The organism is Paraburkholderia fungorum (genome assembly GCF_003610895.1).
In the GTDB taxonomy this organism is placed as follows: domain Bacteria; phylum Pseudomonadota; class Gammaproteobacteria; order Burkholderiales; family Burkholderiaceae; genus Paraburkholderia; species Paraburkholderia fungorum_B.
In genome coordinates this window covers 1-24,427 of sequence record NZ_MCAS01000021.1, presented here as the reverse complement: position 1 = coordinate 24,427, position 24,427 = coordinate 1, and the positions used below count along the sequence as shown (strand labels likewise).

18 protein-coding genes are annotated in these 24,427 nt (G+C 62.7%); 9 read left to right on the top strand and 9 right to left on the bottom strand.

Features of this window, described 5'->3' with window-relative positions; all coding sequences use genetic code 11:
• Positions 1-10: 10 nt before the first annotated feature.
• Entirely contained in the window at positions 11-3,574 is a 3,564-nt protein-coding gene (tssM, locus tag BCY88_RS20045) for a type VI secretion system membrane subunit TssM (protein ID WP_120345948.1), read from the top strand.
• A complete protein-coding gene (gene tagF / locus BCY88_RS20040; protein WP_120345947.1) occupies positions 3,571-4,287 on the top strand; it encodes a type VI secretion system-associated protein TagF in 717 nt (238 codons plus the stop codon). Before tssM ends, tagF begins: the two co-directional genes overlap by 4 nt.
• Before the next feature lie 83 nt (positions 4,288-4,370).
• Here tagF and BCY88_RS20035 read toward each other — a convergent pair whose 3' ends face one another.
• Entirely contained in the window at positions 4,371-5,222 is an 852-nt protein-coding gene (locus tag BCY88_RS20035; RefSeq protein WP_120345946.1) for a PP2C family protein-serine/threonine phosphatase, read from the bottom strand.
• 402 nt (positions 5,223-5,624) lie between these two features.
• Positions 5,625-6,914: a PIG-L deacetylase family protein gene (locus BCY88_RS20025; RefSeq protein ID WP_120345944.1), complete on the bottom strand. Its 1,290-nt coding sequence runs from the start codon at positions 6,912-6,914 to the stop codon at positions 5,625-5,627.
• A gap of 234 nt (positions 6,915-7,148) precedes the next feature.
• Here BCY88_RS20025 and BCY88_RS20020 point away from each other — a divergent pair, with 234 nt between their 5' ends.
• A complete protein-coding gene (locus tag BCY88_RS20020) occupies positions 7,149-8,831 on the top strand; it encodes a hypothetical protein (protein WP_120345943.1) in 1,683 nt (560 codons plus the stop codon).
• A 30-nt stretch (positions 8,832-8,861) separates the two neighbouring features.
• On the opposite strand, the gene BCY88_RS20015 is transcribed toward BCY88_RS20020, so the two are convergent.
• From BCY88_RS20015 to BCY88_RS20000, 4 genes are all read right to left on the bottom strand, one after another.
• Positions 8,862-10,442, bottom strand: a complete 1,581-nt coding sequence (locus BCY88_RS20015; protein ID WP_120345942.1) for an aspartate:alanine exchanger family transporter — start codon at positions 10,440-10,442, stop codon at positions 8,862-8,864.
• Positions 10,443-10,596: 154 nt separating this feature from the next.
• Positions 10,597-11,727 (bottom strand): acyl-CoA dehydrogenase family protein, encoded by a 1,131-nt coding sequence (locus BCY88_RS20010; RefSeq protein ID WP_120345941.1) that lies wholly within the window; start codon positions 11,725-11,727, stop codon positions 10,597-10,599.
• A gap of 12 nt (positions 11,728-11,739) precedes the next feature.
• Positions 11,740-12,948 (bottom strand): acyl-CoA dehydrogenase family protein, encoded by a 1,209-nt coding sequence (locus BCY88_RS20005; RefSeq protein ID WP_120345940.1) that lies wholly within the window; start codon positions 12,946-12,948, stop codon positions 11,740-11,742.
• Between the two features lie 112 nt (positions 12,949-13,060).
• Positions 13,061-15,181 carry a 3-hydroxyacyl-CoA dehydrogenase NAD-binding domain-containing protein gene (locus tag BCY88_RS20000; protein WP_120345939.1) on the bottom strand — a complete coding sequence of 707 codons (2,121 nt, stop codon included), beginning with the start codon at positions 15,179-15,181 and terminating at the stop codon, positions 13,061-13,063.
• 165 nt (positions 15,182-15,346) lie between these two features.
• Between BCY88_RS20000 and BCY88_RS19995 the strand changes: the two genes are divergently transcribed.
• The 3 genes from BCY88_RS19995 to BCY88_RS19980 all read left to right on the top strand — a co-directional run bounded on the left by BCY88_RS19995 (position 15,347) and on the right by BCY88_RS19980 (position 17,577).
• On the top strand, positions 15,347-16,282 hold the full coding sequence (locus tag BCY88_RS19995) for a LysR family transcriptional regulator (protein WP_120345938.1): 936 nt from the start codon (positions 15,347-15,349) through the stop codon (positions 16,280-16,282).
• 41 nt (positions 16,283-16,323) lie between these two features.
• Complete coding sequence (locus BCY88_RS19990) at positions 16,324-16,512, top strand: hypothetical protein (RefSeq protein WP_120345937.1); 189 nt, start codon at positions 16,324-16,326, stop codon at positions 16,510-16,512.
• Between the two features lie 540 nt (positions 16,513-17,052).
• Positions 17,053-17,577 (top strand): arsenate reductase ArsC, encoded by a 525-nt coding sequence (locus BCY88_RS19980; RefSeq protein ID WP_120345935.1) that lies wholly within the window; start codon positions 17,053-17,055, stop codon positions 17,575-17,577.
• A 51-nt stretch (positions 17,578-17,628) separates the two neighbouring features.
• Here the strand turns inward: BCY88_RS19980 and BCY88_RS19975 are convergent, their stop codons facing one another.
• Together BCY88_RS19975 and BCY88_RS19970 are read right to left on the bottom strand one after the other, a co-directional pair.
• Positions 17,629-18,042: a RidA family protein gene (locus BCY88_RS19975; protein WP_120345934.1), complete on the bottom strand. Its 414-nt coding sequence runs from the start codon at positions 18,040-18,042 to the stop codon at positions 17,629-17,631.
• Positions 18,043-18,100: 58 nt separating this feature from the next.
• The gene (locus BCY88_RS19970) at positions 18,101-18,961 is read right to left on the bottom strand and encodes a helix-turn-helix transcriptional regulator (RefSeq protein ID WP_120345933.1); all 861 of its coding nucleotides are present in this window, start codon (positions 18,959-18,961) and stop codon (positions 18,101-18,103) included.
• Between the two features lie 235 nt (positions 18,962-19,196).
• On the opposite strand from BCY88_RS19970, the gene BCY88_RS19965 reads away from it, so the two are divergent.
• The 3 genes from BCY88_RS19965 (at position 19,197) to BCY88_RS19955 (ending at position 23,697) form a co-directional block, all read left to right on the top strand.
• Complete coding sequence (locus BCY88_RS19965; RefSeq protein WP_120345932.1) at positions 19,197-20,306, top strand: extracellular solute-binding protein; 1,110 nt, start codon at positions 19,197-19,199, stop codon at positions 20,304-20,306.
• Positions 20,307-20,470: 164 nt separating this feature from the next.
• Positions 20,471-22,039, top strand: a complete 1,569-nt coding sequence (locus BCY88_RS19960; RefSeq protein WP_120345931.1) for a DUF3138 family protein — start codon at positions 20,471-20,473, stop codon at positions 22,037-22,039.
• Positions 22,040-22,047: 8 nt separating this feature from the next.
• Positions 22,048-23,697 carry an amidohydrolase gene (locus tag BCY88_RS19955; protein ID WP_120345930.1) on the top strand — a complete coding sequence of 550 codons (1,650 nt, stop codon included), beginning with the start codon at positions 22,048-22,050 and terminating at the stop codon, positions 23,695-23,697.
• Positions 23,698-23,925: 228 nt separating this feature from the next.
• Here BCY88_RS19955 and BCY88_RS19950 read toward each other — a convergent pair.
• Positions 23,926-24,427 (bottom strand): IS30 family transposase (locus BCY88_RS19950; RefSeq protein WP_120345929.1); only part of this gene is annotated, 502 nt, incomplete at its 5' end.

Here is a 24,427-nt window from a genome sequence, read left to right as displayed (position 1 = left end):
GTCACCTGTCATGAAACGTCTCTTTAGCTGGTTCATCCGTGCCTGGGTGCTGGCGTTCTTCGGCGCACTCGCGCTCGCGTTGATCGTCTGGTTCGACGGGCCGCTCGTGGCGTTCAACGGCAATGCGCCGCTGGAATCGGTGTCGAGCCGCGTCACCTTGATTGCGATTATTTTTGTGCTGTGGGCGGGTTTCTTCGTCGGCAAATGGCTGATCGGGCGCATTGCCAGTTTGAAGCTGATGCAGAGCGTGGCCGCGCAGCCGGCCGCCGATGCAGCATCGGCGTCGCCCGCGCCGTCCGCGGGAGACACGCGTTCGGCCGCCGAAGTGTCGGCGCTCAACCAGCGCTTCCAGGAAGCGCTGACGATTCTGCGTGAGGCGCGCGGCGGCCGCCGCTTTGGCGGTCAGTATCTGTATCAGACACCGTGGTACATGTTCGTCGGCGCGCCGGGCGCGGGCAAGACCACCGCGCTGGTCCACTCGGGCCTGAAATTCCCGCTGGCCGACAAACTCGGCCGCGAGGCGATTCGCGGCATTGGCGGCACGCGCAACTGCGACTGGTGGTTCACCGACGAAGCCGTGCTGCTCGACACAGCCGGCCGCTACACGAAGCAGGACAGCGATTCCGAAGCCGATAAGGCGGCATGGACGGGCTTCCTGCAATTGCTGAAGAAATACCGCCGGCGCCGGCCGATCAACGGCGTAATCGTCGCGGTCTCGGTCGCCGATCTGTTGCGGCAGTCCGAAGCGGATCGCAAGACCCAGGCGCAGGCGATCCGCGAGCGGATCAAGGAATTGCACGAACGCCTCGGCATCCGCTTTCCGATCTACGTGCTGGTCACGAAGTGCGACCTGATGGCAGGCTTTGTGGAGTTCTTCGACGACCTCGGGCGCGAGGAGCGCACGAGTGTGTGGGGCATGACGTTTCCGGTCGCCGACGCGGCGAACGTCGATCAGTTGCTCGCCACCTTTCCGGCTGAGTTCGACGCATTGGAAGCGCGCCTGCAGGCGCGCGTGCTCGACCGCCTGCAACAGGAGCGGGACGTGCGGCGGCGCGCGCTGATCTATGGCTTTCCGCAGCAACTCGCCTCGCTGCGCGACCTGCTGGCCGGTTTCCTCGGCGACGTGTTCCAGTCGAGCCGCTATGAAGAAAACGCGCTGCTGCGCGGCGTGTATTTCACCAGCGGCACCCAGGAGGGCAGCCCGATCGACCGCGTAATGGGCGCATTGGCGGCGAGCTTCGGCGTCGATCGCCAGGTGCTGGTGGCGAATACGGCGAGCGGCCGCAGTTATTTCATTACACGGCTGCTGCGCGACGTGCTGTTCCAGGAGTCGGGCCTCGCCGGTGCGGACCTGCGTGTCGAGCGGCGCCGTGCATGGCTGCAACGCGGCGCCTGGATGCTGGCCGCTGTCCTGATCGTGCTGGTGACGGCAGGGCTCGTGACCAGTTACGTGCGCAACAAATCATACGTCCGCGAGGTCGCGTCGCAGGTCGACGCGATCGATGCGCAGGCGCGTAACCTCGTGCCGGGAGCGGGCGTGCTGAGCGTGTTGCCGCTGCTCGACGCCGCGCGCGATATTCCCGGCGGCTACGCGGATCGCAACAGCGGTGCGCCGTTTCTGATGACGCTGGGCCTGTATCAGGGCGACAAGCTCGGCTCTGCCGCACAGGCCCTGTATCAGCGTCTTTTGCGTCAAACCCTGTTGCCGAGAGTGGTGGGCCGTCTGGAAGAGCAGTTGCGGCGTGGCGAAGCGAACAACCCGCAGTATCTGTACGAGACGCTGCGGGTCTATCTGATGCTGGGCGATCCGAGCCATTTCGACGCCGAATCGGTTGGCGCGTGGACGGATTACGATTGGGACCGCAACCTCGCTGGTCATGTCACGGACGACCAGCGCAAGGATTTGTCGGCGCATATGAGCGCGCTGCTCGACCATCTGCAGGACGACGGCCCGGTCACGCTCGACGCCGACCTGGTCGCGTCGACCCGCCAGGCGTTGGCGAAGATTCCGCTGCAACAGCGGGTCTATGCGTCGCTGGTGCGCAATCTGCAGCACACGAGTTTGCCGGAAGTCTCGCCGGCCAGCGCGGCAGGGCGTGATGCGGCACTCGTGTTCGTGCGCAAGAGCGGCGAGCCGATGACGCGCGGCGTCCCCGGCCTCTATACGCGCGACGGTTACCGGCAATTCCTCGCGCGCCGCGATCTCGCGGTGGCCGACGTCGTCAAGGACAACTGGATATTGGGCAAGGATGAGGCGGTCACCGATCCGGCGGCAGTTGAGCAACTGAACGCGCAGGTGCTGGAACTCTATTACGACGACTACATCAGACGCTGGGACGCGTTCCTCTCTGACGTCGGCATCGTGCCGTTTCACGATCTCGATCAGGCCGCGCGGGTGGTGAACGTGCTCGCGCAGCCCACCTCGCCGCTGAAGAAATTCCTCAGCGTGGCCGCGAAGGAAACCACACTAGGGGACGTCAAACAAAGCACCCTGATCGACACCGCCAAGGGCAAACTCGACAGCGTCAAGAAGAAGCTGGAGAGTGCGCTGGCCGCGTCCGACGATGCGGCGCCCGCGCCGGCGGCCGCGCTGCAGAATCCCGTCGATCTTCATTTCGATTCGTTGCACCAGCTCGCGGCGGCGGGTGCGGGCGGCGCATCGCCACTCGATTCGCAGCTTGCCGCGCTCAACGAGGTGTTCGTCTATCTCGATGCCGCCAATACCGCGAAACGCCAGGGCGCGCCTGCGCCCGCCTCGGATGCGTTGGTCAAGCTGAAACAGGGCGCCGAAGGCAAGCCCGCGCCCCTTGCTGCCATGCTTACGGGCGTGGCGGACGCGGGATCGTCGCTGACGCTCGGCAGTGAGCGCGGGCGCTTGAGTTCGCTGTGGGTGGCGAACGTCGCGTCGTTCTGCCACCAGGCGATTGACGGCCGTTATCCGCTCGTCCGTAACGCCAGCAACGCAGTGACGCAGGACGACTTCGGCCGCGTGTTCTCGCCGGGCGGCCTGATCGACGATTTCTTCCAGCACAACCTGATGCCTTACGTCGATATGTCGAAGACGCGCTGGAGTTGGCGGCCGTTCGGCAACGTATCGCTTGGCATTCCAGAAGATGTGCTCACCCAATTCCAGCGCGCGGCGCAGATTCGCGATGCGTTCTTTTCGGGCGGCGGCAAGATGGCATCGGCGCGCTTCGAGTTGAAGCCCGTCACGATGGACGCTGCCGTGACGCAGTTCACGCTCGATATCGATGGACAGACGCTCACGTACGGGCACGGCCCCACGCGTTCGACAGCGTTCCAGTGGCCTAACGGAAAAGTATCGAGCTCGGTGCGGGTCGACTATGCGCCGCCGGGGGCGGGTGGCAGCAGCGGATATTCCACGGACGGCCCATGGGCGTGGTTCAGGATGATCGACAAGGGCGTGCTGGAGCCGACCGCGCAGCGCGACCGCTATAACCTCACGCTGGACCTCGACGGCCGCAAGGTCACGCTGGAGCTGCGCGCGAGCAGCGTGGTGAATCCGTTCAATCTCGACGCGCTCAACAAATTCACGTGTCCGGCAAAGCTATGAGCGAACGGTTCGAGACACCGGGTTTTTTCGGCAAGGCCATTACGCATGGGGATTTTCTGTCACGACGCTTGCCTGCGTCCTTTCTCGATCCTTGGGACGACTGGCTGCAGCGCGGGCTGCACGCGAGCCGGCAGCAGTTGGGTGACGCGTGGCTCGGCGCGTATCTGACGAGTCCGGTGTGGCGCTTTGTGCTTGGGCGAGGGGTGTGTGGCGAGCGTGTCTGGGCGGGCGTGATGATGCCGGGCATCGATCGTGTCGGGCGCTATTTTCCGCTGACCATAGCGGCGAGTTGCGACGTGGGTGTCGATGTGGCTGAATGGATTGGCGCGAGCGGCGAGTGGTACGACCGTCTGGACGTGCTGGCGCGCTCGACGCTCGACGAACGCTTCCAGATCGACGCTTTCGACGCGGCACTCACTGAGTTGGTCGCGCCCGCGGTACCAGCGGTGCGTACGGGGGAGACTGCGGTGTGCCTTCCGCTGGCGTCCTTCTCGGGCGCTGAACTCGTAGACGGTGTGCACGCGCTGATGAACGATCTGGTGGCGAACTGTGCGGCCGGGTGCAGCTTCTGGTGGAGTGATGGCGGTGCGGCTGGCGAAGCCGTGTTGGTCGCATCCGAGGGCTTGCCTCGCGAGCAACAGTTCGGCGGCTTGGTGGGCGCCGGATGGGAAGCGTCGGGATGGACGGTTTTATGCCGCGGCACCACGCGTTGAACAAACTTGCTTTGCGAGCAGCGTGAGGAGCAATGTTCTGCTTACCTACGCAAAGCGGGCCGCGCTGGCGGCCGGTCCGGACGCTACGCGTCGAACCTCACCAGCACCACGGTGATGTTGTCCTTGCCGCCATGCTGTTTGGCGAGTTCGACGAGCTGGTGGCTGCAGGCCGCCAGTGTGTCCGCTGTAGCGTGGCGTAGCACATCCGCAATCTGCTGGTCGTTCAGCATGCCGTGCAGACCGTCCGAGCACAGCAGATAGAGATCACCCGGCCGCGGCGTGAGCCGGTGTACCTCAGGCTCGACCAGAGGCGATGGCCCGATCGCCTGAAGCAATTCGTTGCGTCCTGGCAGATTGACGGTGATGCCTGCGTCGAGCGCCTTCTGGTAGAGCGTCTGGTCGCTCGTGATCTGCAGCATCCGGCTATCGCGCCAGCGATAGAGCCGGCTGTCGCCGACGTGGAACACCACCATGGTCGCCGAATGAGGCTGACGCCAGATGCCCGTCATCGTGGTGCCCATGCCGCGGCCGTCGGGACGCATGTCGCTGCGATTCATCGCGTAGATCTGCTCATTGACGTGTTCGACCGCTCGCGTCGCGACGCTAATGGCCGGATGCGTGCGTTGCGGCGCGGTGCCGTCCGATTGTGCGGAATATCGGCCGGGCAAGGTGGCGTCGGGATCGTCGCCCGGTTCATGATGAAACGCGTGGGGATCGACTTCCGCGATGAATTGATGGAACAGCGCCAGCGCCTCGGTGCTCGCGACCTCGCCGGCATCGTGGCCACCCATGCCGTCGCACACGATGGCAAGCCCGAGTGCGTCGTCAATCAGGAAATTGTCTTCGTTGTTGCGACGCACGAGTCCGATATCGGATAGGCCAAATGCGCAACCCGTGGCGAGCCGGTAGGTCTGATTGGGCGAGGAGGGTTTCAAGTGAGTCGTGTCGAGTCAGCGCAGGCCGGAAGGAATGAAAGCATCTTGTTTCAAGCCATTATCCATAAACACCTATCGGCGTCAACGACTAAAGGCGCTGTGCGGATGAGCGCGATTGGCAGGATGGAAATCAGCGCGCTGATGAAGCATTTAGGGGAACGTATGGGGAACGGGTGCGGCTTAGCCTGACCCGCTCCTGTGCAGCGAAAGTAGATGTACTGAATGCGGTCTGGCCGGCTGCTTTGCGTGCCGGCTGGGCAAAGCGTGGTATTTCACCACGACGCCGCTGCAATATCCGCGAACGGTACCGTCGCGATCGTTATAGCGAATGGTGTTTCGTGAACCACAACGCGGATCAACTGGCCGGGGTTATTTGCGACCGGTGGCTTGTGAACCACGCGCTCAGTTTTCTTCCTCGTTGTCGCGAGGCGGTGTCAGCTCCACCGTTCGTCTGCGTGGGCCAGGCAGCGGCAGGCGGCTCGCGAGCGCTTGCCGAATTACCTTCCTGATCGATACCTTGCGCCCGAACAGAGCGCGTAATGCCTCGATTTGCGCGGGCCCTGTCGCGTCGCTCGCGATGAAGTATTCCTCGGGACGCAGGAAGTCCCAGCCATGCACGTTATCGTTGCGTTCGCTCCGGGTTCCTTGCTCGCTCAACGTGCTCGCGCTGTCGAGATAGACGTCGAAGCGATGTAGCGGGTTGAGCCCGGCGTCTTCTGAACGGAACGGGTGGCCTGGCGGCTGTGAGGCGAACGACTGAACGAGAGCCCGCACCTTCGCGCGCTGCTCGCTGCGCGAGAGGTCGACGCGCACGGCGCGCGCGGGATCGATCGACGCTAATTGATCGTCCGTAGCCCACCCGGTTTCGCGCACACCGAACACGCCGGGTGCTGCAATGCCGTAGTGCGCCGCGAACTCGCCGACAGTCTCCTCGACAAGCTCGTACATTGCTCGATGCGCCTGGTGCACGGCGCCGTCATGCGTCATCGTCAACACCGCAACGGGGCGGCGCTCGGCCAGCAGGTTGATGAGCTGTTGCTTTGTTTGCAATGCGCTCCAGACGCCGTGCTCGTGATCGAGAAGATGTGCCGTATCCTGGCGCGCGCCGGGTGCGAACGGATCAAGGTCGGGGTTGCCGTGCATCGAGGTGATTGTCGAGCGGCGTCCCGCGCCGAGCATGCGCAGGAACCGGCGTGATTCGTTGCCGCGTTCACGCGCGAGCGCCGCTGGATCCTCCGGGTCTTGCTGCGAAATCGTACCGGTGCGGCGATCGGATACGATCCGTTTGCCGCCTTCGCCGCTGGTGGCATGTGCTTCATCGAACTGGACGCCGCTGCGAATCAGCCGACGCACGCCACCGCTACCGTTCGATTCGTCATCGCGGTGCGGATAGAAGCCGAGTACCGCGGGCCGATCTGGCTCGGGTTGAAGCTGCGGCCATACGATCGTGTCGACTGCCTCAGCGTCTCCGCTGAGGTGCGCCGGTGCTCCGTCGCCGGGTTTGCGGTCAGCGTCGCCGGCGGTGCGGCCGAAAGAAGCTCCGCGCGCGGCACCGGGCGCGCGTGCCGGCAGAGACATGTCCTGCGGCTGAGGACGCGGCTCCCGCCCGGCGGCTTGCGGCTTCTGTTGTTCCTGGGCATCTGCGGCGGTAAGGCCTGCAGGAAGATTGCTTCCGTTGTCTCCGACGCGCATGGCGGGCTCCTTTTGCTCGATGCTTCGACGCTACAGACATTGGCGAACGCAGATTCGGACCAGGCCGCAATATCGTATCGGCATGCGAAGCAGTGAAGCGGCGACGTCGCCCGGGCACTTCGCTTTTTCGGCGATCACCTCGCATGTTGAACGCCGGTTACCGGTCGCGCACATACACTGGACGACCGCCCGGTGAGGGGAGCAATACGTTGTCGTGCGTGAGGCGAGGTGGTCATGACTGAAAGAATCAGCGATTCGGACCCGACATCGCCGTTCGAAAAGGCTGCGGCAGAAACGCCACTGCGGCAGCCGGACGGTGGCTCGCGGCCATCGACGCCGCCGTCGATGCCGGCCGAACTCGAAGCCTTGCGCGAGTTTCGCGCCGCGGGCGGATCACGCGGCGACGCGTCGGCAGCCACGTTTCGTGCCGCACGATCCCCGCAATCCGCGGAAAACCCTCCCGTTTCTGCGTTATCGCGGCGCTCGGGATACGGGCCATTGCCGTTTATTCCCGTCAGTTATTCGATCCGCTCCAATACGGTCATCGCCCAGAGTCTCGACGGTTCAAACGTCGATATCGCCGTTTATCATGACGCGTCCAACCGGATCGACGGATGCGCGGTGCTCGAAATCCGCAGCGAGGGCGCATACGCTGCAGGACGTGCACCGCTGACTAAGGTGATCGTCGACGCAGTCAATGCGTATGGTCTGCATCCAGGCAACGGTTTTGTGCTCATCAATGACCGCCCATCGATTTCGCAAACACCGGACGCGCTGGAGGGCGCCGTCGGCGAAGCACTTGCATCGCTCGGCTACCGCGAGCTCCAGGCACGCGCGGTGCGGTTTCCGCGTCCTGTCACGCGCGACATGATCGATGGCGTGCAAGTGGCGGGCACTCCACCACGTGGGCTCGATGCCGCTCAAGCCGCAGACGGGCCGCGCACCCTATTGCACGGCCACCAGAGCCTCTGGCGCAAGCCGCCTGATATTCTGTTCGCGCCACATGGGCGTTTGCCCAGGGGGCAGGCAGGAGAAGCGTTCCACGTTCCGCTGGATGCGTACTTCGTCCGAGGGGCGATCCATGCGGACGGACATGTGATGAGCGCGCATGAGATCGTCTACCGGGTCGTCTCCTCCGGCGCATACCGGTATGGGCAGCCGCTAGCGTTCTATGCCGAGCCGGATGGCGCGCTCTCTCAGGAGCACATCGACCGGCTCGTGGAGGATCTCGCTGACGTTACCCAGGTTCCGCTGATGCATATTCGCGAGGTCCGCGCAAAGCGCTCACCTGGACCGCCCGGCGCAGCGTTCGAGGTGATAGCCGGGGGCTACGGGCGCTCGATAACACCAGAGTCGGATTTGCGCCGTCCGTCTTCCCATGGATTGGGTGTGCTCGAGAATTTCGGCAGGGAGAAAGTTGCCTTCAAAGGCGCGGCTATCGATCGGCTTTGGGGCGAGCCCGTGGTCGTTACCATTCAGCGCACGCCCAACGGTTCTTCGTTCATCCGCTCGCCAGATCAGATCGTGGAAGCAAAGCGCCGGATTCAGGCACTGGGTTATCCCGTGGAGCGAATCCGGCGTACCGGCAATATCTTCGGACGTCCCGCATGGATTGCCGAAGAACAGGCCGTGATATTCGATTCGAAGTCGAACCACCGTCCGGGTTCGAAGGAAAGTCCCGTCCTGAACGCGCAGACGCTTGCGCATCTGCAATATATTCGGGCGCTTGCCGCGGAGAGTGGCGATGAACTGGTCGACGTGCAGATGGGAATCCGTCGCGACGGTGCCGCCGTCTTGCGTGACACCGGGCTTGCCAGTCTGACTGGCGTGCATGGAAGTGGACGCGGTGTCGACGCGCTGCTCGACACCGTCGAAACCGAAACGAGGCTTGGCATCGCGAAGCGCGGCGAGACGTAGCCGAACGGGGCTTGCTTTACGCGCGATCCCTCACCACAGCCCCGCCGCAATATCCACGAACAGTATCTTCACGATCGTCATAGCCGGAAAGATCATCGCGTAGCCGATGTCCGGCTTGTCCGTTGCCGTGAGCTTGTTGGCGAAAGCAAGAATCGCCGGATTACCGCAGGCGCCGGCAACGATACCCGCCACTTCGTCGTACGGCAGCCGGTACACCAGCAGACCCAGAATCAGAATGGGCACCGCCAGCGCGAGCAGGACGATCGCGCCGAGCGCCAGCATCAGCAGTCCGGTCTGCGAAACGGTCGCGGCGAACTTCGGCCCCGACGCCATGCCGACCTGCGCGAGGAAAATCGTCAACCCGAGATTGCGCAACACGAGGTTCGCGGGCAGCGGCATCGTCCAGTTGACGCTGCCAGTGCGGCGCAGTTTGCCAAGTACCAACGCCACGATCAACACGCCGCAAAGGCCGAGCGCGAGCTTGCCCAACCCCGGCAGCGGAATCTGGGTCGCGCCGACCAGAAACCCCAACGCCATCCCCAGGCCGACCGAAATGTAGCTGAACTCGGCCGTGCCCTTGATCGAGTCGCCGAAGAAGGTCCGCAAGGCGGGAAACGTCGCGCGCTGCGTCAGCAGGCCGACGCGGTCGCCGTATTCGAGTATGAGATCGGCGCCCGGCATGAGGTCGGCGTCGCCGCGGCGCAAGTGCGCGACGATCGAGCCGTCGGGCAGCTTCAGTTCGCCCAGCGTGCGGCCGACCACATTCGTCCGCGACGCGAACACGCGCAGATAGTCCAGATCGCCGCGGTCCCGTAGCACGCGCCCGGGCGCGGCTTCACCCAGGCGCTTGCGGGCCTCGGCGAGCGCATCCTCATCCGGACTGACGGCGAGCACCACGTCGTTTTCGGCGAGCACGAGTTCGGGCGTGGCCGGCGCGTTGTGATGCGCGCTGCGCACCGCGACGATCTGTACGTTGGCGGGCAGGGCCGCGAGTGTTTCGGCAAGCGTCTTGCCGCCGAATGCCGGGTTGCGCAGCGCGATTTCGAGGATTTCGAGGCCCGCGTTGGGGGCCGTTTTGATCTTCGGCGCGAGCACCATGAACGCCAGATAGAGCAGCAGAATCGGACCGGCCACGCCAAACGGGTAGGAGACCGAATAGCCAACCGCTGCGTCGTCGTTGCCGAGCGTGGCAATGGTGGCCTGCAATGCGGCCGTGCTGGTGCCGGAACCGGAGAAGAGGCCGAGCGCATGACCCGGATTCAGATGCATGACTTTCTGGATCGCGATGCTTGCCGCGCCCGCGCAGAGCACGCCGATCAGCGCGAGGATGTTCGCGCGCCGGCCGGCGGCGCTGGTTAGCCCAAGGAAAAACTGCTTGCCGTACTGCACGCCGACTGTGTAGAGGAAGAGCGACAGGCCGAGCGTGCCGATCATGGGCGCAGGCGCGGACTTCGGCGCAAACGAGCCGGCGGCGAGTGCGACGAACAGTACCGCACCGACTCCTAACGAAAACCCCTTGATACTGATTTCGCCGACGAAATAACCTACCGCGATGGTAAGGAACAACGTCATTAAGGGCTGCTGCTCAAGAAGCGTCTTCAGGAAATCCACGTTTCCTCCGATAGGGTGTGAGACTTCGGGTTCTGCCGGCTTCCTGCAACTGCGCTGCGTATGCTCAATGAGTCAGAGAGCCGCCCTCGCGGGCGGGATGTTCGCCAGTATCTAACAGATTGTGGTTTTTTTCCTTTGTGTTTGAAACAAGACCTCAACCTTTGCCAAGCGCGATGTACCGCTCGAGGTGATGATCCTCATCCCCCAGTTGATGGTCGATCATCACGAGGCGTTTTGCATAGTGAGCGAGCGGCAGCTCCCACGTCATGCCGATACCGCCATGCAGTTGAACGCACTCCTCGGCAACCAGCGCGCCAATTCTGCCGATGCTGTACTTGGCCGCTGAAACGGCACGTTCCCGCACGGTGCGCTCGGACTTTAGCGCGGCTGCGGCGTTGATCACCGCCGAGCGCGCCTGCTCGATCTCGAGCAGCAGATCGGCCATTCGATGTTGCAAGGCCTGGAAGCTGCCGATCGGCACGCCAAACTGTTTGCGTGTGCGCAAGTACTCGAGCGTGTAGTCTTTCGCGACATCCATTGCGCCGAGCGCTTCGGCGCACAGGGCAAGCACGCCACAACTGATCGCGTACTCGAGCGTTGCGAAACCCTGGCCAGTCTTGCCGAGCAAGGCCTCATCGCCCAGCGTGACGTTGTCGAAGATGACCTCGGCCGCGCGGCCGCCATCGATCTTGCGATAGCCGCGCACGCTGACGCGCGCTGTGTCGCGCGGAACGAGAAAGAGCGTGATGCCGGCTTCTTCATCGTCGGCGCCATTCGTGCGCGCGGAGACCAGAAAGAAGGCAGCGTTCTCGCCTTGCTGAACCACCGCTTTCGCGCCGCTCAGCGTCCACTTGTCGTCCTTGCGTTCTGCACGCGTCGTTACGCGCGATAGTTCGTAGTGGCCGTCCGGCTCGCCATGGGCGAGCGCTGCGACTCGGGAGCCGTCGACCAGACCGCCAAGCATGGCCTTCTGCGTTTCATTGCCGCCACGCGCGATCGCCTGGCCGACGATCAGCGTATCGAGAAACGGCTCGACGACGAGGCCGCGACCCAGACTTTCGAAGACCACCGCAATATCGAAGCCGCCGCCGCCAAAACCTCCATCCGTTTCGTCGAACAGCGCGCCGATAATGCCGAGTTCCGCGAATCGATTCCACAGCTCGGCGCTAAAACCTTCGGGCGAGCGCGCAATCCGGTCGCGCGTGTCGAATCCGTATTGCTCCGTGATAAAGCGGTTGAGCGTGTCCGCCAGCATGCGGCGGTCTTCGGTGTGCTGAAAATTCATGGCGTTCGCCCCTTACAGTCCCAGGATCATTTTGGAAATGATGTTCTTCTGGATTTCGTTGGAGCCGCCGAAGATCGACAGCTTGCGGTTATTGAAGTACAGCGCGGCCGCGCTCGCCGCTTCGTCGGGGCCGACCGGCGTGCCTTCGAATCCGTCGTACAGGGCTTCCTCGACGAACGGCTGCGCATACGGGCCCATTGCGCGGCGTGTGAGCGAGGAGATCTCCTGGCGGATTTCGGTGCCGCGAATCTTCAGCATCGAACTCTCGGCGCCCGGTACGCCGCCGCCCGCCACCGCCGCGATCACACGCAGGTTGGTGGTCTTCATGTTCTCCAGATCGATTTCGACGCGCGCCATGCGGGCGGCAAACGATGGATCGTCCGCCAGCGGCCGGCCGTTGCGCCGCTGCTTTGCGGCGATCTTGCGCAGCCGGTTCAGGGCGGCCACCGAAAAGCCGACTCCGGCGATATTGGTCCGCTCGTACGTGAGCAGGTATTTGGCGTAGGTCCAGCCCTTGTTTTCTTCGCCCACGAGGTTGTCTGCGGGCACGCGTACGTCCGTGAAAAACACTTCGTTGACTTCGTGTTCGCCGTCGAGCGTGATGATCGGACGCACGTCGATGCCCGGCGTATTCATGTCGATCAGCAGGAAGCTGATGCCTTCCTGCTTGCGCACGTCGGTGGCGCTGCGCACGAGGCAGAAGATCATGTTCGCGTAGTGGCCCAGCGTGGTCCACGTTTTCTGACCGTTGACGATGTAGTGCTCGCCTTGCGCGTCGTTGCCGCGTACGGCGGTGGTTTTGACCGAGGCGAGGTCGGAGCCCGCGCCTGGTTCCGAATAGCCCTGGCACCACCAGTCCGAGCCATCGAGAATGCGCGGCAACCAGTGGCGTTTTTGCGCCTCGTTGCCGTATTTGATCAACACCGGGCCAAGCATGTTGACGCCGAACGGTACGACACGCGGTGCCCCTGCCAGCGCGCATTCATTCTCGAAGATAAATTTCTGCACGGCATTCCAGCCTGGGCCGCCGTACTCTTTGGGCCAATGATTCGCGAGCCAGCCTTGGGCGTTGAGAATCGCGTGCCACTCGGCCATGTCGTCGCGCGTGAGACGGCGGCCGCCGTGTACTTTATCGGCGAGACGCTGCGGGAGCCTGTCGCGCAGGAAACGCTGCACGTCGGCGCGAAAAGCTTCTTCTTCAGGCGTGAAGTTCAGATCCATGATGGGTTCGTTCCTCGATATTTAGCAGCCCGCCTGGCGGGCTGACCGATGGCGGCCAGGCCGTCACCGGTCGAGCATGCGCCAGATGACGGGCGGTCTCAAGCAGTCTGGCTCAAGCTGTCTGATTAAGGCTCGCGAAATCGGCGCCGCGTTCGACCAGTTCGATCAGCAGCGGCGAGGCTCGCCAGAACAGCGGGTCTTCCCTCGCGAACTCGCGGATGTCCGCTAGCACCGTGGCGAGGCCCACCGTATCGGCGTATTTCATCGGGCCGCCGCGATAGCGCGGAAAACCATAGCCGTAGAGAAAGGTCACGTCGACGTCGAGCGGACGCAACGCGATACCTTCGTGCACGACGTTAGCGCCTTCGTTGATCATCGCGGCCATATAACGGCGGATGATTTCTTCGTCGGTGAACGCACGCGGCGTGACGCCGGCGCGTTCACGCTCGGCTTCGATGATGGCCTCGACCTCGGGGTCCGGCGCGCCGGTACGCGAACCTTCGGGGTACAGATAAAAACCGCGCCCGGTCTTCTGGCCAAACCAGCCGCGTTCGCAAAGGCGATCGGCGATCTGCACGTAACGCGCGTTCGGGTTGCGCGTGGCGGCGCGGCGCTTGCGCGTGGCCCAGCCGATGTCGCCGCCCGCCAGGTCGACCACCTGGAACGGGCCCATCGGGAAGCCGAACGCACGCACGGCCGCGTCGATCTGATAGGGCGACGCGCCATCTTCCATCATCGCGTCCGCCGCGCTGCGATACACCGCCAGCACACGATTGCCGATGAAACCGTCGCACACGCCGGCTCGCACCGGTGTCTTGCGCAGCTTCTTGGCGAGCTCGAACGCAGTGGCCACGACATCGGCGCTGACCTGCTTCGGCACCACCACCTCCAGCAGCTTCATGATGTTGGCGGGCGAGAAGAAGTGCAGGCCGATCACGTCCGCGGGGCGCGAGATGCTGGCCGCGATCGCATCGATGTCGAGATACGACGTGTTGGTGGCGAGCACCGCGCCGGTTTTGCAGACGCGATCGAGTTCGGCGAACACGGCTTTTTTCACCGACAGCTCTTCGAATACGGCTTCGATCACCAGGTCGGCATCGGCGAGTGCGTCGTAGGTGGTGCTGCCCTGCCAGCGCGTCATGACGTCGGCTTTCTTTTCGGCACTCATGCGGCCTTTGGCGATCAGGCTGTCGTAGACCTTTTCGATGTGCGCGCGTCCGCGTGCGAGCGAGGCGTCGTCGCGTTCGATCATCGTCACCGGCAGACCCGCATCGAGCACCGCAACGGCGATGCCCGCGCCCATCGTGCCGCCGCCCACCACGCCGATGCTATTCAGCGCACGTGGTTTTGCCTCGCGTGTTTCCGGCGCCTTGAGCACTTCGCGTTCGGCAAAGAACGCGTGAATCAACCCCGCGCGCTGCGGACTGTCGAGGCATGCGAGAAACAGTTTGCGTTCGAGTCGCAGGCCGTCTTCGAATGGCTGTTCCACAGCGGCTTCCACGGCATCGACGATCTTGAGCGGGGAGAACAGGCCGCGCGATTTCTTCGCCGTTTCCGCGCGTGCCGCGGTGACGGCGGCGAGACTCGCGGCACGCTCGCTTAGCGCGGCGGCATCGCGCGTGCGCCGCACCGGCGCGTGAGCGGCCAGCAGCTCGTGCACATAGGCGAGTCCTTCAGCGAGGATGTCGTCGCTGCTGCCGAGCCGGTCGACGAGACCGAGCGCGAGGGCCTCTTTCGCGCCCGCATGGCGGCCGCTCAGGATCAGGTCGAGCGCGGCCTGCGCGCCGATCAGGCGCGGCGTGCGCTGTGTGCCGCCCGCGCCCGGCAGCAGGCCGAGTTGGACTTCGGGCAAACCGAGCTTCGCACCTTCCACGGCGAGCCGGTAGTGCGCCCCGAGGGCGACTTCCAGGCCGCCGCCGAGCGCGGCGCCGTGAATGGCGGCCACCACCGGCTTCGTGCATGCCTCGATGCGATTACACACGTCCGGCAACGACGGCGGCACCGGCGGCTTGCCGAACTCGCGAATGTCCGCGCCCGCGATGAAATTGCGCCCGGCGCCGACGATCAGCACTGCTTCGACGGCCTTGTCCGCATCCGCGGCTTCAATGGCGGCAAGCAGGCCGCGCCGCACGTCGGCAGACAAAGCGTTGACCGGCGCGTGGTCGATGGTGACCAGCAGGACTTTGCCGCGCAATTCGCGCGTGACAACGTCGGCGGAAGGGGTGAGGGTCATCGTGTCGTCTCCTGAATATGTGCCGTTGGGCTAAATCGGGCCAAATCTGCGCGGTTGGGGCGTACCGGGTCTGGCGAATTGTCCAATTCTCGGTCGGTCAAGGTTTATTGACAATTACATAGACCGTTGACAGACTGTCAAAATTATTTTGACAAAGGCCGTGTCATGGACGTCAACTCGCTGACCCTGCTGGTCGATATCCTCGATGCGGGCAACCTGAGCGAAGCCGCGCGCCGGCTGAAAATGAGCCGCGCGAACGTGAGCTATCACCTGAACCAGCTGGAGCGCTCGATCGGGCTGCAACTGGTGAGGCGCACCACGCGCCGGGTCGAGGCGACCGAAATCGGTTTGCAGTTATACGAGCATGGCCGCACGATTCAGAATGCGCTGCTGGCCGCGCGCGAGTCGGTCACCACGCTCGGGCAGAGCCTGCAAGGGCGGGTCAGATTGAGTGTGCCGAGCGGCTACGGGCAACTGGTGATGTCGGATTGGCTGATCGCGTTCAAGCGTCTCTATCCTGGCATCGTGCTCGACGTGATGTTCGAGAACCGTGTGGAGGATCTGATGCGCGACGAGGTCGACATCGCGGTTCGCGTGATGTCCGAACCGCCGCAAAACCTCGTTGCGCGCGACATGGGGCCGGTGCGATACGTGGCGTGTGCTTCGCCGGATTTTGCCGGAAGCCGCGGTATGCCGGTGCGGCTCGACGATCTGCGCACGGCGCCGTTGATTACGTCGGCGGTGGTCGGCAGGCAGTTGCGGGTGGCGGCATATCTGCGCGACGAACGCCACGAAGTGCTGCTGGAACCGGCGATTATTTCCGAGAACTTTCTGTTCTTGCGTCAGGCGGTGCTGGCCGGTCTCGGGGTCGGCCTGGTGCCCGACTATGTGGTGCAGGACGACCTGCGTCGCGGCGATGTGGTGACGGCGCTGGATGAGTGGCGCTTAAGCATCTTTGGTACCAACATGTACATGCTCTATATGCCGAATCGCCATCACACGCGAGCGGCGGCGAGCTTTATCGAGTTCATTCTCGACCAGGCGCGCGGAAGTGGGAGAGGGGACGCGGCTCACGGTATGCTTGGCAAAACGGCTGGATAGCCGTGCACGTGGCAGCACATCAAACCACAGGGGAGACGTAGATGAAATGGGCAATCGCATTTCTCGCTCTGCTTGCAACCGCCATTGTCGTTGTGCTGGTCTCGCGCCTTTCGGGTGAGGACGCCATCCGCCTCGCCGGCTACCTGGCGACTGCGGGTTTCGCCGCACTGGCCGGCGGCCTGATTCGCTGGCGCGCGAATCGCGCGCAACGAAACAAACGCGCAGGATGAGCCGGCATGGCTCAGGTCCTGTCTTTGGCCGAATGGAACGACGCAATTGTCACAATCGGTTGATATACAGAAGGTGCAATCCGCGTAGGAGATTGATTTGGACGCTCGAAAATCAGTGTTACACGTCGAACCTGCCACGAAGCATCCATTTGAGAGCTGCTTCCTTGACCTCGGTGGCCACTCCGCCGAGCGAGCCCTTACCGTGCTCACCGCTGCAATCCACGCTGCCCAGCGTGAAATGAATGCGTTTGACTGGATTACAGACGCACTTCCCGGCGCCACGCTCAAGCCCGCTCTAGCATTCGGCACGGTTGGCGAACTGTACCGGTCATACACCAGACCGGCAGAACTGGGGCGACTGAAAGGCGTGCTGCGTTCCTGACCACGGTGTTGCGCCGATACTTCGGTACCGAAAGCGGTCGGGGCATTCCAGCTGGCACGTGCGGCGATGTTCTCGCGAAAGACTTGTCATGGAGCCGCAAAACTCGACCGTCAGAATGGCTAAAAAACTAATTGGCCAGAGTATGACGGGGGTCTTCCATGAATCAGAAATACAACGTGCTGTTTTTGTGTCGCGCCAACTCTGCCCGCAGCATCATGGCGGAGGCTTTGTTGCGCGAACTGGGTAGCGACAGATTCAATGCATTCAGCGCGGGTATTGAACCGACAGCCGACGTGCATCCATTGACGCTTGCGCAGCTACGTCCGACGATTTCAGAGGTGGCCAAGCTGCGTCCAAAGAGCTGGGCGCAGTTTGCCGGCGTGTCCGCGCCAGAAATGGACCTGGTTATCGCGATGTGCGATGAAGCAGGGGAGTCCTACGCGCCGCAGTTTTCTGGCAATCCTACCTTTTGCCAGTGGAACTTTGCCGACCCGCTTGCTGAGACCGGAACCGAGGCGGAACAAAAGCGCGTGTTCGAGGCGGTTTTCCGTCAGATTCTGCGTCGCGTCAGCCTTTTCGTGGCACTCCCTCTGCATTCGATGAAATCGCCTGAGCGCCGCGCCGCGGTGAATGCGATGGACGACCATGCACCGCCGTCCGTGGCGCTCGCTGACAATCCCTGACGCGTGCCACGCGGATTGAGCTACTGAGTCACTATCCGGCGCAGCCGCGGCTCACTTGCGGGTTGCGGCGACGACCTTGATCTCGACGATAAGCTCGGGACGCGCCAGCGAGGCAACGCCGAGAATCGTCCACGCCGGGAAGTCGGAGCGGATGTAGTGTTCCTTCACTTCGCGGAATGTGGCGAGTTGCGAGGCGATGTCGACGTGGTAGGAAACAAGTTCGACCACGTCGGTGAAGTCGAGCCCGAGGTGCTGGAGCACAGCCTCGATACGCTTGAATGCGACGTCGATCTGGTCTCGCGGCTCTGCGGGAATCGACCCGTCTGCGCGCAGCCCGATCTGGCCGGCGATGAAGGCCAGCCCGTTGGCCGTAACGGCAGGAGAGTATTGGAAAAGATCGAAAATTCGATTGCTTCCAAACGTTGCGTCATCTTCCGGAAGACGCAGGCGTTCTATTTTGCTCATGTCAGTTTTTCAATCAGCGTATGTAGTACGGAGAATCGGGTTCCTATCGCCCACAACGCTACTCGAGCGACTGGACTGCCGCCTGTGCCGCAGTGGCCTCGTCACGCCCATGCACGGCCGACAATAACCCGCGCCGCGAACTCACGCCAAGCTTCGCGAACGCGCGCTTGGCGTAGGTTTCGACGGTCGATTCCTTGACGCCCATCGACTGTGCGATCGCGAGTGTCGTCATGCCTTTGACGAAGGCTGAACACACGCTCGTCTCGCGCGACGAAAGCAGGATCGAACGGCGCGTCAGATACGCCTGCAATACGTCGGCGGGGGCAATCCGGTTGAGGTTGTCGTCGAGCGGCACACCGACCATGCGCGTATGCAGTTCCGCGAGCGGCAACAGCACCTGGCCGAGATGCTTGAGTACGCTCAAGTCATAGAGCGAAAACGCCGGCAAGCGCTTCGCGCGGCACGTGGACAGCGAATAGACGACACCATTGGACGGCCGCACCACCACGCATTCGTCGTGAATATCCGCAACGTCGTAGATCAGGCAGCGCATTTCGGTGTCTTCGATAGTCTGCGCGGAAAAGTGAATCAACTCGATCTGCTGGGCATCCCCAATCCGGCCGTTAAGCGGATCGCGGTCGACGAAACTGGCGAAGTACTTCTCCATGGTCCGTTGCAAGGCTTCATGGTCGGGCGCATAGCTGCCGATCCATTCGATGCGCCGGGCACCTGTGTCCCGCGGTGTGGCGCGTGTCCGTTGCAGATGCAACGAGTCGCAATCGACGAATCGCTTGACGCAATCGAATAGCTGCGCCAGAAAACGCGACGAACCGGCCGAGTCGACCAGCGGACCCAAGGCGTTCGACAGCGCCGCCAATTGCCCGACGGACAGCGGTGTGATGGAGGGAGAAGCGGTCATGACCTGATATTTTCAACGGAGGGTCGCGGCAACCTCACTGATAACACGAAAAAATCAGCACGCCCACTGCGGCTTACCCATCCATTTGACGGGTGTAAGCGCGGGAGCACCGGAAACCGGGTGTGGAGCGTTTATATCGTGCGTGTCCCCCCTCAGTCGGGACAGACGGCACAATTTCGCCTCCCTAGACTCTGCCCATCGATGCATTATCACGAAACGGGGACGGAGGTAGGGGATGGAAATCAGCGGGTTGAGTAAGAGACTGGCGCGCTCGATGCGGGCACTGTCGGCATGTTTGCTGGCTGCGGCGGCGCATGCGGACCCAGCCGTCGTGAATGTCTATAACTGGGGCAATTCGATCGGCAAGGATACGGTCGCCAACTTTGAGAAGGCGACCGGGATCCATGTGGTGTATCAGGAGTTCGATAGCAACGAGACCTTGCAGGCCAAATTGCTCTCCGGCAGCTCGGGCTACGACGTGGTGGTGCCTTCGGACGCGTTCTGGGCGAAGCAGGTCGCCGCGGGCATTTACCAGCCTCTCGACAAAACGAAGCTGCCGAACTACGGGTTGCTCGACCCAAAGCTCATGGCGCTTCTCGCCGCCGACGATCCCGGTCATCAATATGGAGTGCCATGGAGCTGGGGTACGGACGGTTTCGGCATCAACGTCGAGAAAGTCCAGACCGCGCTCGGCAAGGACGCGAAACTCGATGGTCTCGATTTGCTGTTCGATCCCAGGAACGCGGCGAAGCTAAAAAACTGCGGCATTTCGCTGATCGATTCGCCACGCGATGTGTTCGGCAGCGTGTTGCTATACATGAAGCGCGATCCGAATAGCGCCAACCCCAAGGACTACCAGGATGCGATGACCGTATTGAAGGGTATCCGGCCATACATCGCGCAGTTCAGTACGGGCAGCTATATCGGCGATCTGGCAAACGGCGACATCTGTCTCGCGCTCGGCTGGTCGGGTGACGTGAACACCGCGCGGCGTTCCGCGCTGGATGCGCATCGCGCCTATCACATCAAATACATTCTGCCGAACGAAGGCGGTCCGATCTGGTTCGACGTGATGGCCGTGCCGAAGGACGCGCCGCATCCCGATGCGGCGCTGAAATGGATCAACTTCGTGTTGTCCGAGCAGGAGAGCGCGAACCTGACTAACGACACTTCGTACCCGAGCGCGGTGTCGAGCGCGGCGAAACTGGTCCATGCCGACGTGCTGGCCGACACGGCGGTGTTTCCGCCACCGGCCGACTTCAACAAGCTGTTCGCGGTCAAGCCTTTGCCGACCGAGGTCAACCGGCTCGTGACGCGCTTGTGGCAACAGTACAAGGCGGACTAGTGGCCCGCACGGGTTATCTGATGGGCCGCGCAACCGGGTGACATCAGTGCGCTTGCAGCGTAACTGAGTTCCGCGGCCCCCCGCGTTCATACAACAAGCACGCATCCTGCCGCCGCGTCTCGCGACGCGGTGCGGATCAACACGTCCATTCGACGTCTTCCATCATGAAACTGAAAGTCATTGTTCTGGTGAGCGCACTTGCGTTCCAGTTGACTGCTCTTGCCGCGCAGCCGGACCCCGCAGTTTCCCCTTCGGTTGCCGCGCAACTCGCCGCATTGCAGGCGCAAATCACGTCGTTGCAAGCTGAGATTCATAGTCTGCAGGTCCAGGCGAAGGATCAGGGAAAAATCAAGGCAACGCCGCAGATAGCAGCGGGCGCTTCCGCACCGGCGCCTGCTGCAGCTTCCTCTGCCGCGCAGGACTCCGCGGCATTGGCGCGCGATTTCCAGTCGATGCACGAGCAGGTGAACAACCTCACGCTGAAAACGGATTCGCTTGAAGATGCGGCCACCACGGGTCCGCTCGCGGGTCTGAGCGTGACCGGTTATATCGATCCCTTGTATCTCTACAACCGTGCACAGCATTCAGGCGGTTTCCAGTTCCTGAATCACGACCCGGGCGTCTACGACTACTTCGAAAGCCAGATCGGCGATGTCTATCTCGACATCAAGAAGACCTTCGGCGTCGGCCCGCTTGCGCCGGCGGCGGAAATCGTCATCCAGCCGAATCGCGGCGTAGGCTCGACCTTGAGCAGCGGTCACGGCAGCGTCGGCAACAACATCCTGACGCAAGCCGATGTGACGGTACCGCTGAATTCGCTGACCACCTTCACGGCGGGTTTGTTGCAGAGCCCCATCGGCTACGAGCCGTTACCGTCGAATCAGATGCTGACCCTGACGCACAACCTGCTGTACGACTTCAGCGAGCCGGCGGGCATGGTCGGCATCGGCCTGAAGGGCAACAACGCGATCTTCACGCATTTCTGGCAGGTGTATATCGCGAACGAGCAGTTACGCACGGCGTCGGCGATCGTCAAGGGTCCGAACAATACCTCGCAGAGCAACTGGGTGCCGTCGATCTCCGCGCGCTTCGACGATGCATTGTCGACGGCGCTCGACATTGGCGTGGCCGGCATGATCGGCCGCTCGACCTTGTTTTCGCCGTGTGCGAATCCTGGCGGCTACGGCTATCAATGCAACGCGTCGACCCCATTCGGCATGATGCGCTACGTCGAAACCGATCTGACCTACACGCGCGACAAGCTGCAACTGAACGCACAGCTCGACTACGGCGAGCAGCAGAAGGGCGCTTACGACGGCGGCACTGCGCGCTGGTATGGCATTTCGCTGCAGGGCCACAAGAAGTGGACTTCCACGTGGCTTGGCCACATGGGCGCGACGCTGCGCTTCGACTACCTGAACGACACCGCCAACGGCGGCGGTGCGCCGAACATTCTGTATGGGCTTTCCGGCGGCAATCCGTCGGTGAATGCGACGAGCGGTTTCGGCATCGATCCCGCGTGCTTCGCCGCATCGACGCACAACGGCACCGAATGCAAGGGCGCCACGCACTACGACATCACGGCCGACCTGCTGTTCTTTCCAACCCAGCAGATCACGCTGAAGTTCGAATACCGGCACGACCAGGCCAACCACCCCGTGTTCCTGATGAACGACGGCACCTACTCACGCGCCAACGACATTCTGGCGACCCAGTTCATCTATTCCTTCTGACGACTATCATGGCCAACTTTTCCCAAGACACCGTTCGCGACGCGCTGCGCTACCGCAACTGCACCTTCTTCAACGGTGCGATCTACACCGGCGGCGCGACGCCGGTTTTCGCGGATTGCCTCGCTGTACGCGACGGCATGATTGCATACGTCGGCAGCCGCGCGGGTTTGCCGCAAGCGCTCCGCAAAACTGAAGAGATTGATTTGCGTGGCCGCATGGTCGTGCCTGGCTTTACGGATTCGCACGCGCACCCGGTTGAAGGATTCCAGTTGACGTGTGACGGCGATCTGGGTGACGCGCATTCATTCGACGCCATTTCCCACCAGGTTAGCGAATGTGCCGCCCTGCATCCGCAGCGCAGTTGGGTGATGGCGGGCAACGTTGCGCTCGAAGCGCTCGGCGCCCGACTTAACCGTGCGGCACTCGACACGATGGTGAGTGATCGTCCGCTGCTGCTGATTGGCCATGACGTGCATTCCGGCTGCCTGAACACGGCCGCACTACGCACCCTCGGCGTGAGCGCGACGACGCCGGACCCGGAAGGCGGCATCTACGAACGCGACGAACGGGGCGAACCTACGGGCGTCGTGCATGAAGCGGCGCTCTACGGACTGTTCCGCCATCTTCCGCAAATGGGCGCGGACGAATCCGCGCGGGCTTTCCGCAAAGCGCAGCGCCAGGCGCACGAGAACGGTATTACGGGGTGGTTCGAGGCGATGGTGGGGCAACGTCTCGTGGATGCTTACGTGCGCGCGCGAGACAGTGGTGAATTGAAGGCGAACGTGAGCCTGGGCTTGCTGGTATCGCCGAATATGTCACTAGCACCGCAGATTGCGAGGCTGATCGACTGGCGCCACCAGTACGACGGCGGGCGGGTGCGCTTGCATACAGCGAAGATTTTCATCGACGGTGTGCTCGAGAGCCACACTGGCGCATTGTTAAGCAACTACGACGACGCCGACCATAACGGCGCGGCGCATTGGGATCCCGCGCAATTGCGCGAGGCTGTATTTGCCGCGGACGCTGCTGGCTTCGACCTGCACTTTCACACAATCGGCGACCGCGCGGTACGCATGGCATTGGACGCACTTGAAGCGCTGAACCAGGAACGTGGCCACCGCGACCGCCGCGCGCAGCTGGCGCACGTGCAACTGATCGACCCGCAGGACGTCCCGCGTTTCGCGCAGACTGGCGCCATCGCATCGATCCAGGCCGTATGGGGCAGCATCGCCCCTGATCTGCGGGAGTTGTACACGCAACTGCTTGGTGAGCAGCGAATGAGCCGCCACTACGCGTTCGGCGATTTGCAGCGCCACGGCGCGATGTTATCGGGCGGTTCCGACTGGCCGGTGTCGACTCAAAACCCGTTGGTGGCGATAGAAACCGCGCTACGCCGCGCGAAACCGGGGGACATAAACGACAGCCCCTTCCTTGCGGAGCAAAGCGTCGACATCGCGACGATGCTGAGAGCGTACACGCACAATTCAGCATACAGCTTGCGCTTTGACGACCGGGCAGGCCAACTGAGCCCCGGCAGACCCGCGTCATTGGCGGTATTGAGCAACGACATACGCGAAGTGGCGCCCCATCAGATAGCGGAGATAACGACGACGATGACATTATTCGAGGGCGAGACGGTACACGGCCAACTCGACTAGGAGAGTCAGAAAGAAGAAGGAAGAAGGCGGTAAGCAAAAACACGGCATACCCACACCCACACGCCAGGTTTCCCATGCAGACCCATCCGCGACGCACGCAGTGCGGAGTGGGAGCGAACGAACCCTTTGTCACTAGCGCGGAGTGTGCGGGGGCACAGATTCCAGATGCACCACTACCGCGACTGCGCGGGGGACCCGCTTATGAGCTAGCGGTGTAAAGCGGCGGATTCAACCGGTCATTGCAACACCCAACGTTTCTGCCAGTTTTTCAGCAGGGTTCATAAATTGCAAGGTCTGACGGGGTCGACCATTCAGTTGCGCAGCGACCTTGTTCAGGTCTGCCTGCGAATAGCCGTCCACTGGCTTGCCTTTGGGGAAATACTGACGCAGCAGCCCATTCGTGTTCTCGTTGCTGCCGCGTTGCCATGGACTTCGCGGGTCGCAGAAATACACCTGCACGTCCGTGGCAATCGTGAAGTTCCGATGGCTCGCCATCTCGGTACCCCGGTCCCATGTCAGTGAGCCACGCAGTTGTTTCGGCAGTTTATTCACCTGTTTTATCAGCGCGGACACCACACTTGCCGTGTCCTTGCCTGCCACCTTGACCAGCATCACATAACGCGAGTGCCGCTCCACCAGTGTGGCTATGTAGGTGTTGTTCGAGCCCGCCAGCAGATCGCCTTCCCAATGCCCGGGCACCGCGCGGTCTTCCACTTCGGCCGGTCTTTCG